Here is a 6,601-nt window from a genome sequence, read left to right as displayed (position 1 = left end):
ACTTCACGACTGAGCGGCGTACTGACAATCGACCTTGCTTGAGTCATTTCTCCTCCTTTTTCTTGAGAAAAAGCAGGTTAGATAATGACCTTTAGCGGTTCTAATGGTCAATCACTTTTGTTACGTATAGCTTCCTGTAATTGAGAGTCTGTCATCATTACGACACATGCGATACTTCAGTCGGTAATCGAACGTATCTTTATTCTCCCTCATGATGAAAATATTGAAATTTAACATTTTACGACTTGCAGCATAATATTAGTTTTTTAATGTTATATTATATGTTGCAATTTGCGCCACACATTGTATCCGCTCGTTATTATATTGTTTTGCGATGATTAGATTATTAGTTGAAGATCGTATGATCCTTGACATATCAATGCCTATAATACTAATATGTGATTAATTATAGCTTGCAGCAGATTAATTGTTATGTGTGAATCAAAGGATTACACAAATGTTTGAAACTTTCATTTCATTAGCAATAATCATCGTGTCTGCAATTGTCGGCTTCCTTGTTCGCGGATACTTTGGTTCTTACGTGTCTGAAAAAGGTAAAAACCTTGCTACGAAAGAAGATATCGCACAAATTACAACTAAGATTGAAAACGTAAAGTCATCTATTCAAACTCTCACCCAGCTCAAGACTGATTATGAACAACAGCGTCGTCAGTGGCTTCTTGCCTTTTATGACTCTTCTATTGATATGCTATACAAGAAATTTAGTGTAAATTTTGGCGACTTTCCTTTTGACGAAGGCAAGTCATTGATTGATTTCCAGAAGTCTTTTAACGCAATCATAGCCGCTATGGTGAAAGAATATCAAAGAATAGTGCTTTATTTCGAGAGCGAGAACCCGCTTCGGGCTCATTCAGAAAAGGTTCTTAACGCTGCCATAGAAGCCCATTCAATTTTCAAAAAAAGGTTCGGTGCAGTTAAGATCACATTTTTAGAAGAAGAAGCTGCATTTAAATCTGGTGATCAGGAGCGGAAAAATAAGGCAGTGGAAAAATCTAACGAAGCCAATAAAAAATACTGGGACGAAATTAAGCCTATAGCTAATTCTTTTCAGGGCAATCTTCGAGATTACCTTACTGCAGTCAATCATTTTTTAAAAGAAAACAATGATACTAATATTCTTTAATCAAGTTCAGACAGAGCACATAACCATCGCATCCACCGGACGGCTTACAGCCGCCGGTGATGCGTGTCGTTATAAATCATGCATAGATCTTCTGGGTTTACACAGTAAATATATGAGGTAAAAGATATGAAACGAAAAATATCTGAAGAGTTTAAGAAGTTAGGGCGTGAGATGATAGAAAGAAGGACCAAATGCCATGAATGCGAGAATTATGCGACAGAGTTACATCATATTATAGCTGTTGAGGACGGGGGGGCAGATGACATAGAAAACCTCATGCCTTTATGTAAGGAATGCCACAAGGAATATACAAGTGAGCAAATTATAGAAAGAAATAAAATATGGGTGGAACTAGCGGTCGATGAAGGTGGCGATGTGAAGGCGCAATTCAAAGATGGAGCGGTTGAACATTTAGGGAAGATTGGCTCTCAAGAAGAAAAAGAAGATACAGCTTCAGAAGATGACTCTTCTCCTTCCAAAATACACTATGAATATGAATGGATTGTAACATTAGAAATCCCAGCCTACTCAAGAAAAGAAAGTAAAGAAAAACTCAAAAGGTTTAAATCAGAACTGTTCAATCGTTATGGTGTTACGGATGATGTCTGGTTGACAGGAATCAGAAGGTGGAACGGTAATAAATAAACACCCGGTGAGTCTATAATATGATTCTTTTAATGTTTTTCAGCTACAATGACTATACAAATATATTGAGAAAAAATAGAAAATTTAACGTGGCGCTCAAACCGATTGCTGTCCTTGAGGTCGCTAAGGCTTGGCTCATTGGAACAAATAATAAAGAATAAATTATGTGGGATTTTTTTCAACAAATAATCACGCACCCATTTTTCGGGCCTATACTGGGTCTCATTGGATTCTTAATTGGTAATAGGTTCGCTCTTGATAGGGATAAAAGAAAAGAATTCAATAACCTCATTGAGCCCTTACGTCATGATCTTATAGGAATAAAAAATCACCCAAATTCAAAAATCCAAGGGGGTTGGATGATTACAGTTGCACTAATACGTGAAAAGCTCCCGATACGGAAAAGAAAAGGCTTTGATAAGGCAGTTGAAAATTACAATAAGAGCAAGAGCGATGAAAATATAGAAAGAGATAATATGGGAGGTTTTACTTATAAAGATACTACACGCATAGTTGATGCAGCCAATGAGTTATTAAGATACTTAAAACTGAAGTAAATTAAAAAATTTTATAAAAACCGGCTGCAGGCGACAGCGTAAAAACCACGCTGCTCCTGAGCCGGCGCGTTATGCTCTGTTTCTATTCGTAATCCTTAAGATTTAATAAAAGAGAAATCATTTAGTAGTAGGTGTAATCTCTAACATAGCAATATTAAAAGGGAATAAAAATAATTTAATACACTCGAATCCTTGAACCCTCGACCCCTTGAACCCTGTGGTTTATAGAATCTTTTTTATTGCTTTATATGCACCAACCCTGTAAATTTTAACATCGGTGAGCCAATATGCTTGTATTTACAAATGTACCGTATAGAATGGTTGAACCAAACATCAAAAGGATCTTGAGCCTCGAGATAGGTATAGAGATATACATCGATAACAACGTCCTTGAAGGGCTTGGCAAAAACGAGGCTTCAGAGCTGGGTAAAAGGCTTCAGGGATACGATATACCATGCACAGTCCACGCCCCCTTTATGGATTTGAGCCCTGGCGGTTTTGACAGGGAAGTAAGAACAATCACAAGGGATAAGCTCAAAAGGTCTGTTGAGATGGCCCATCTCCTCCATGCAAAAGGGGTAGTATGCCATCCCGGTTATGATAAATGGCGTTTTGACGGGAATGAAAGGTTGTGGCTTGACGGGAGTATCGAAACATGGACAGAGGTGATAGGTGAAGCAAAGGAGAGCCCCCTTATCATGCTTGAGAATGTCTTTGAAGAAAATCCCTCCACATTGATAGCCCTCTTTGAATACTTCAAAGAAAAGAACCTCTGGTTTTGCTTTGATTCAGGTCACTTCAACCTGTTTTCAACCCTTCCCCTCGATGGCTGGCTGGTTCCGCTTAAGGACAGGATAAAAGAGATGCACCTCCACGACAACCACGGAAGATCGGACGAGCATCTCCCTATTGGAACGGGAACATTCCCATTTCGGGAGCTCAAGGCATTTCTAAAACATACAACAGGTATTCTCTATACCATAGAACCCCATGGTGAGCCTTCTGCAGAGGAAAGTATAAAAAATATAATGGAGTTTCTGTCGTAAATGGCTGTGAGGATTGAAATCGCATACAAGGAAGATGTGAGGGATGTCCCGGGGGAAAGGTTAAAGAAAAGGATAAAGACAGACTTCGGGATTGATATAACAGAAGTCCATGTGGTGGACGTCTACACAATAGATGCCGGTTTAGAAATAAGTGTCATCGAATACCTGAAAACCGATGCCTTCGTTGACCCTGTGATACAGATGGGGCTTGTGAATGAGCCTACGCTTATAGATGCCGACTGGATAATAGAAGTGGGGTTTAAACCTGGTGTTACTGATAATGTTGGGAGGACTGCAAAAGAGGTCATAGAGGCAATTTCAGCCTATCAATTCAAAGATGACGAAGGTGTCTACACCTCAAGGATGTATTTTTTAAAAGGAAGGCTTGCAGAAAGGGATATTATAAACATTACCGAGGGTATGCTCGCAAATACTTTAATCAACAGGTATGTGTATAAGAATGCTGCCCAATATCGAACTGATCAAGGCATGGGGATATCTGTCCCTAAGGTGGCTATCGAACACGAACCCACTACTGAGACATTTGCCCTCACCACGGGCTTAAAAGAGATGATGAGGATAGTGAGGGAAAGAACATGGGCCTTATCGAAGGATGAACTCATCTCTATCCAGAGGTACTTTCTGAAAAAGGAGGTCATCGAGGAGCGAAAGAGGGTAGGGCTCACTGAATCGCCGACCGATGTGGAGATGGAGGCAATTGCCCAGACATGGTCAGAGCACTGCAAACACAAGATATTCAATGCAATAATAGATTATGAGGAAGATGGCAGGGCATCCAGGATTGACAGCCTCTTCAAGACATTTATTGTCGCATCTACCGAGAAGATAAGGCACCAGAAAGGCAGGAAGGACTTCTGCCTGTCTGTATTCAAGGACAATGCAGGCATTATAAGATTTAACAGGAAATACAACCTCGCCTATAAGGTTGAAACCCACAATACACCCTCAGCCCTTGACCCATATGGAGGAGCGCTTACCGGGATTGTGGGTGTAAACCGTGACCCCTTCGGTACCGGTAAGGGGGCAAAATTGATATTCAATACAGATGTCTTCTGTTTTGCAAACCCTGATTTTAACGGTGTTGTTCCGCCGAGGCTACTCCACCCGAAAAGGGTTCTGGAGGGTGTAAGGGAAGGTGTGGAACACGGAGGGAATAAGAGCGGTATACCTACTATAAACGGTTCCCTCGTATTTGATGAAGGATATCTCGGTAAACCCCTTGTTTTCTGCGGTACATGCGGAATCATGCCGGGAAAGATAAAGGGTGAGCCAACCCACACGAAAAAGGCACAAAAGGGTGACGCAATCATCATGGTTGGCGGCAGGATTGGCAAGGATGGGATTCATGGTGCCACGTTCTCTTCTGAAGAGCTATCAGAGGTTTCCCCTACAAGTGCAGTCCAGATAGGCGACCCTATTACACAGAAAAGGATGACAGATTTTCTCCTCATTGCGAGGGATATGAACCTCTATAACTCCATAACAGACAATGGCGCAGGGGGTCTTTCCTCCTCGGTCGGCGAAATGGCACAGGATACAAACGGATGCATGCTCCACATTGACAGGGCGCCCCTCAAGTATCAGGGGCTTTCTCCCTGGGAGATACTCCTTTCCGAGGCACAGGAGAGGATGACCGTGGCTGTGAGCCCTGAAAAGCTAAATGCCTTTCTCGAACTTTCTGAGAAGATGAACGTTACATCAACTGTCCTTGGTGAATTCACAGATACAGGCAGGTTTCATATCCTCTACAAAGGGCAAACCGTCGCCTATATCGATATGGCATTCCTCCATAATGGCCTTCCGAAGATGGAGCTCACAGCAAAATGGGAAAGAAGGATAAGGGAGGAGGCCCCGATCGGCGAACCAGAGGATTATCTTGATGCGCTTTTGAAGGTGCTTAAAAGATGGAACGTATGCAGTAAAGAATATGTGGTTCGACAGTATGACCATGAGGTGCAGGGGGGAAGTGTAGTAAAACCCCTTGTGGGAAAGGAGAATAGCGGCCCGAGTGACGGAGGTGTGGTAAGGCCAGTGCTTGGAAGCCAGGAAGGGATTGTCGTGAGTCACGGAATATGCCCGAAATTCAGCGAGTTTGATACATACCACATGGTTGCCTGTGCAATAGACGAAGCGATTCGCAACAACATAGCAACCGGTGGTACCTTGGGCAGGATGGCCCTTCTCGATAATTTCTGCTGGTCTGACCCGGTATTCTCTGAAAAAAATCAGGACGGTCCATATAAACTTGCCCAGCTTGTACGGGCAAACATGGCGCTCTATGACTACACAACACTCTTCGGAACGCCCTGCATATCGGGGAAGGATAGCATGAAGAACGATTATATGTTCAAGGACATAAAGATTTCTGTCCCCCGGACAGTCCTCATATCCGCGATATCAGTGATAAAAGATGTGAAAAATGTCGTCACAATGGATTTCAAGGCAGCCGGTAATCTGATTATCGTGATAGGCAAGACATATGCTGAACTTGGAGGTTCAGAATATTTTGCTGCATCAGGCATCCATGGAAACATACCTCCAAAGGTAAGGGGGCAGACGGCAAAGAAGACATTTAAACGTTTAGAAAAGGCAATAAGATATGGGATTATTAAATCCTGCCACGATATCTCGGATGGAGGTATTGGATGCAGTCTTGCGGAGAGTTCCTTTGCAGGAGGATTCGGGGTAGATGTCAACCTTTCTTATATCCCTGCAATTGGTATCTTCAGGGATGATTTTTTGCTCTTCTCAGAATCCCCGAGCAGGTTCATTGTCACAATACAGGAAGAAAACCTAAAAAGGTTCAGGGGAATATTTTCAACCATACCCTTTGGTATCATTGGAAAGACGAGAAAGGATGAAGGATTCACAGTCCGTGGCATCCATGGCAATACGATTATTGATACACGGATAGACCTTTTGAATAAGGCATGGCAGTCACCCTTTAAAGAAATCTTTAGTGCCTGAAGGCTGGTAAATTTCTCCGGGGGAACTTATGGAAAAAATAATTTTGGTTATTTTTTTTCTCTGCTTAAGCCTCTCACCTGCCATTGCCCAGGAACAGGATATTGGCTCACAAAAATCAATAACAAAAACCCTTGAGGCAAGGGTGGGTGAGGAATTTACACTTGTCCTTGAATCGAACCGGACAACCGGCTATAGTTGGCAGCTCACCGAACCTTTTGATG

At 42.2% G+C, this 6,601-nt stretch carries 7 protein-coding genes; all 7 read left to right on the top strand.

Translation table 11 applies throughout. The features are described from left to right. Nucleotides 1–457 precede the first annotated feature (457 nt). Nucleotides 458–1,144, top strand: a complete 687-nt coding sequence (locus tag NTU69_11695; GenBank protein ID MCX5804172.1) for a hypothetical protein — start codon at nt 458–460, stop codon at nt 1,142–1,144. 126 nt (nt 1,145–1,270) lie between these two features. Continuing rightward, a complete protein-coding gene (locus NTU69_11690; protein MCX5804171.1) occupies nt 1,271–1,789 on the top strand; it encodes an HNH endonuclease signature motif containing protein in 519 nt (172 codons plus the stop codon). A gap of 20 nt (nt 1,790–1,809) precedes the next feature. Next, nucleotides 1,810–1,950, top strand: coding sequence for a hypothetical protein (locus NTU69_11685; protein ID MCX5804170.1), 141 nt, complete (start codon nt 1,810–1,812; stop codon nt 1,948–1,950). Between the two features lie 3 nt (nt 1,951–1,953). Next, nucleotides 1,954–2,346, top strand: a complete 393-nt coding sequence (locus tag NTU69_11680) for a hypothetical protein (GenBank protein ID MCX5804169.1) — start codon at nt 1,954–1,956, stop codon at nt 2,344–2,346. Between the two features lie 287 nt (nt 2,347–2,633). Beyond that, nucleotides 2,634–3,392 (top strand): sugar phosphate isomerase/epimerase, encoded by a 759-nt coding sequence (locus NTU69_11675; protein MCX5804168.1) that lies wholly within the window; start codon nt 2,634–2,636, stop codon nt 3,390–3,392. Continuing rightward, nucleotides 3,393–6,380: an AIR synthase-related protein gene (locus NTU69_11670; protein ID MCX5804167.1), complete on the top strand. Its 2,988-nt coding sequence runs from the start codon at nt 3,393–3,395 to the stop codon at nt 6,378–6,380. 28 nt (nt 6,381–6,408) lie between these two features. Next, on the top strand, nt 6,409–6,601 hold a 193-nt coding region (locus NTU69_11665; protein ID MCX5804166.1), incomplete at its 3' end, for a protease inhibitor I42 family protein.

Source organism: Pseudomonadota bacterium, assembly GCA_026388215.1.
Classification (GTDB): domain Bacteria; phylum Desulfobacterota; class Syntrophorhabdia; order Syntrophorhabdales; family Syntrophorhabdaceae; genus JAPLKF01.
Note: the sequence above shows the minus strand (reverse complement) of the source record. Positions and strands in the feature narration are given on the sequence as shown.

Coding starts and splice junctions, on each gene's coding strand:
- NTU69_11690 (MCX5804171.1), top strand. CDS start 1,271: ATGAAACGAAAAATATCTGAAGAGTTTAAGAAGTTAGGGCGTGAGATG.
- NTU69_11695 (MCX5804172.1), top strand. CDS start 458: ATGTTTGAAACTTTCATTTCATTAGCAATAATCATCGTGTCTGCAATT.
- NTU69_11670 (MCX5804167.1), top strand. CDS start 3,393: ATGGCTGTGAGGATTGAAATCGCATACAAGGAAGATGTGAGGGATGTC.
- NTU69_11675 (MCX5804168.1), top strand. CDS start 2,634: ATGCTTGTATTTACAAATGTACCGTATAGAATGGTTGAACCAAACATC.
- NTU69_11685 (MCX5804170.1), top strand. CDS start 1,810: ATGATTCTTTTAATGTTTTTCAGCTACAATGACTATACAAATATATTG.
- NTU69_11680 (MCX5804169.1), top strand. CDS start 1,954: ATGTGGGATTTTTTTCAACAAATAATCACGCACCCATTTTTCGGGCCT.